Annotated in this window: 3 protein-coding genes and 1 pseudogene; all 4 read right to left on the minus strand. The window is 73.0% G+C overall.

Going from position 1 to position 3354, the window contains the following annotated elements; translation table 11 throughout:
• Positions 1 to 287 (minus strand): annotated as a pseudogene (locus AC27VN_RS36490) (shikimate dehydrogenase); the annotation flags it as partial.
• A complete protein-coding gene (locus tag AC27VN_RS36495; protein WP_490879790.1) occupies positions 274 to 1116 on the minus strand; it encodes a sugar phosphate isomerase/epimerase family protein in 843 nt (280 codons plus the stop codon). The gene AC27VN_RS36495 and the pseudogene AC27VN_RS36490, both read right to left, overlap by 14 nt.
• Positions 1116 to 2522: an FAD-dependent oxidoreductase gene (locus AC27VN_RS36500; protein ID WP_398496662.1), complete on the minus strand. Its 1407-nt coding sequence runs from the start codon at positions 2520 to 2522 to the stop codon at positions 1116 to 1118. Before AC27VN_RS36500 ends, AC27VN_RS36495 begins: the two co-directional genes overlap by 1 nt.
• Positions 2523 to 2530: 8 nt before the next feature.
• Positions 2531 to 3354: amidase family protein (locus AC27VN_RS36505; protein WP_490879791.1), on the minus strand; the 824-nt coding region annotated here is incomplete at its 5' end.

Below are 3354 nucleotides of genomic sequence, written 5' to 3' on the forward strand. Positions count from 1 at the left end.
AGGCCATCGCCGATCAGGCCCGCCACGCGCTGCTTGTGCGGCACGGTGACGATGAAGCCCGCGAGGTTGTGCAGCGTGAGCAGCGCGGGCAGCAGGGCCGCCACGTCGCCGGCGCGCACATGCATCGGCACCAGCACGGCATTGAGGCCCTGCTGCTGCAGCCGGGCCGTGAATGGCGCGGGCGCCTTCACCTGCGCGACCGGGTCGCCGAGGATGCCGAGCACCGCGGTGCGGCCGTCGAGCCACAGGGCGGGTTGAAGAGATGCGTTCGTATCAGTGGAGGGCATGAGCGTGTTCCTGCTGCGGTCGTGCGGCGGCATCGAGCCAGCGCCTGGCCGTGGTGTACGCCAGTTCGGCGCGCCTTGCCATGCCGAGGTGATGGCGGCGCACGGTCGAGGGCGCCTCGATCGACAGCACGGCATCGGCCGCCACCGCATCGAGCACATCCGCCAGCGGCAGCGCGCCTTCGCCCGGCAGCAGGCGGTGTGCGCGTGCTTCCTCGCCGGGCGACAGGGCCGGATGGCGCCGCGCGGGCGCGTCGCTGAACTGCGCCCAGCCGCGCGCGATTGCCGACGTGCGCGCGATGCGATCGGCCGTCGCGCCGCTGCGAAAGAAGTGCAGCGTGTCGATCAGCACATGCACGTTCGATCGCCCGGTCTCGCGCACCAGCCGCAGCGCGGCATCGAGCGTGGGCACGGCCGTGTAGACCATGAACTCGAGCCCGAGCGAGAGGCCATGCGCGCCAGCGAGCTCGCCGAGCGCCGCGAGGTGGGCGGCGGCGCGCGCATGATCGTCGTCGTCGCCGTTCACCACCAGCCAGCGCGCCCCCAGCGACGCCGCCACCGCCAGCATCGGCTCGAAGCGCCGCGCCTCGAAGCCGGCCGACAGCCGCACCACCTCGACGTCGTGCACCGCCACGTCCAGCGCGCTCATCAGCGCGCGCGTCTCGGCCAGCATCGGCGAGCCCGCGTGCATCGGGTGCGGCGCCTCGCCCGGCCGGGCCGGATGCAGGCGCAGGCCGACCGAGCGGAATCCGGCCTCGCCGGCCGCGCGCACCAGCTCGGGTGGCGTGGCGTCGATCAGGCTCAGGTGCGCGAGCGACAGCGTGCGGCCCACTACAGCGTCCCTTCGAGCACGGCGCCGTCGGCGATCAGCGTGCGGCGCAGGCGTGCGCGGTCCACGTCGCGCACGTCGCCGCTCCAGCCGTCGTCGAGCGCGCACAGCGCTGCCGCGGTGCCGGCGGCCTGGCCCATCGCCATGCAGGTGCCCATCACGCGCACCGAGCTCTGCGCCTCGCGCGTGCTCGAGATGCAGCGCCCGGCCACCAGCAGCCGGCGCTGGCCGCGCGGCACCAGGCATTCGTAGGGGATGTCGTAGGAGCCGCCCTCGGCGATGGTCTCGTGCCGGTGGCCATCGACCGCGAGGATGTCGAGCTCGTGGCCGCCCTTGGCGATGCCGTCGGCGCGCTTGCGGCCCTGCATGATGTCGGCCTCGTCGAGCACGTGCTCGCCGAGGATGCGCCGCGTCTCGCGCACGCCGATCTTCGGCGCCACGGCCGCCAGCGCCGCCTGCTCGAAGCCCGGCACGCGCCGGCGCAGGAAGGCCAGGCCCTGCGACACCTGCGCCATCAGCTGCGGCAGCGCCTCGCTCAGCGAGGCCGCGCGCGTGCCGTCCACGCCCGCGAGCTGGGTCGAGTTGATGCTGACCTCCTTGCGCGCGGTCGAGGTCGGCACGATCGCGAGCACCGAGGTCGGGTACATCTCGCCGGCATCGATCGCCTCCTTGAGCAGGCCCTGCGTGCCGCGCAGCAGCACCTTGGGCTGGCCCTGGGCGTACAGCGCCTCGGCGCACTGGCGCGCATCCATGCCCAGGCCCGGGTAGTCGCCGAGGCCGAAGTGCGCGGGGTTGTCGCGCACGAAGCGCAGCAGCGGCTCGGTCTCGACGCCGCACACGCGGTAGACCAGGCTCGGCGGCTGCAGCGCGCCGGTGCCGGGCGCGCCTTTCTCGCTCGGTGCGCCCGCGGCCACGGCCACGTCGCCGTCGCCCGAGCAGTCGATCACCACGCGCGCCGCGTACCAGGCCTCGCCGCCCTTGTGCATCAGCCGCACGCGGGTTTCGTCGCCACCGGTCTCGATGCCGCAGAAGAAGGCCTGCACCCGCAGGTGCACGCCGGCCTCGGCCACGGCCTGCATCACGGCGATCTTCATGAGCTCGGTGTCGAAGCACACCAGGTGCAGCGCGCGGTAGTCGAACACCGGGCCGATGTAGCCGCCCAGCGGCTTGAGCCGGTCGAGCAGCTCGGTGACCACGCCGCCCACGATCCAGTCGCCGCGCGTCGAGAGGCAGCCGAGCATCGAGATGCCGCTGATCAGCTCGCCGCCGATCATCGGCGCCGATTCGACCAGCAGGGTGCGCGCGCCGCCGCGCGCGGCCGAGATCGCGGCCGCCACGCCGGCGCTGCCGCCGCCGATCACGATCACGTCGAAGCGGTTCTCGCCGGGGATGTCTTGTCTTTGCGTCATGCCTTCTTTCATTGCTTGGGAGCCGGCAGCGCCGGGAAGATCGTTTCCATGCCCATCGCGATCGCGAGCAGCGCGCGGTCGCTGTTCCACAGGCCGTCGATGGCCAGGCCGATCGGCAGGCCCTCGTCGGACAGCGCGATCGGCACCGTCACGCCCGGCAGCACGGCCGTGCTGGTGGGGCCGGTGTTGGCGATGTAGGCGGCCAGCGTGCTGGTGGTGCGGCCATTGATCGTCACGCTCATCTCGGTGCCGCGGATCGGCAGCGCCGGCGCCAGCGTCACGGGGTAGAGCAGGGCGTCGAGCCGGTTGCTCTCGAACGCACCGCGCAGCAGCGCCTGCAGCTTCGGCCGCTCGACCTTCAGCGCGGTCTCGTAGGCCTCGCGCGTCGGCGCACTGGCCGACACGATGCGGTTGCGAAAGCCCGCTGCCACGTCGGGGCTCGCGATGTCGGCCACCAGCCGGTCGAGGCTCACGCCGGTCTTGTACTTCGCGAGAAAGGCGGCGATGCCCACGCGCGCCTCGTAGTCGGTGACCGGTGCGACCCTGGCCGCGACCTCGCGCAGCTGCGGGATCTCGATCTCGACGATCTGCGCGCCCGCGCCCTTGAGCTTGTCGAGCGCGGCATCGAAGGCGCGGCGCGTGGCCTCGTCGGCGTTGTCGTAGAAGGCCGCGCGCGCCACGCCCAGGCGCAGGCCGGCGGGTGGCTTCGGTTGCACTTCGCCGCGGCTGCCCGAGAGGATCTCGTCGAGCAGCGCCAGGTCGGCCACGCTGCGCGCCAGCGGGCCGATGGTGTCGCGCGCGGTCGAGACCGGCAGCACGCCTTCGCCCGAAT

This window comes from Variovorax sp. 20P10.2.4 (assembly GCF_058244205.1).

Excerpts from the sequence above, each read along its gene's own strand:
- AC27VN_RS36500 (WP_398496662.1), bottom strand. The coding sequence starts at position 2,522 with ATGACGCAAAGACAAGACATCCCCGGCGAGAACCGCTTCGACGTGATC.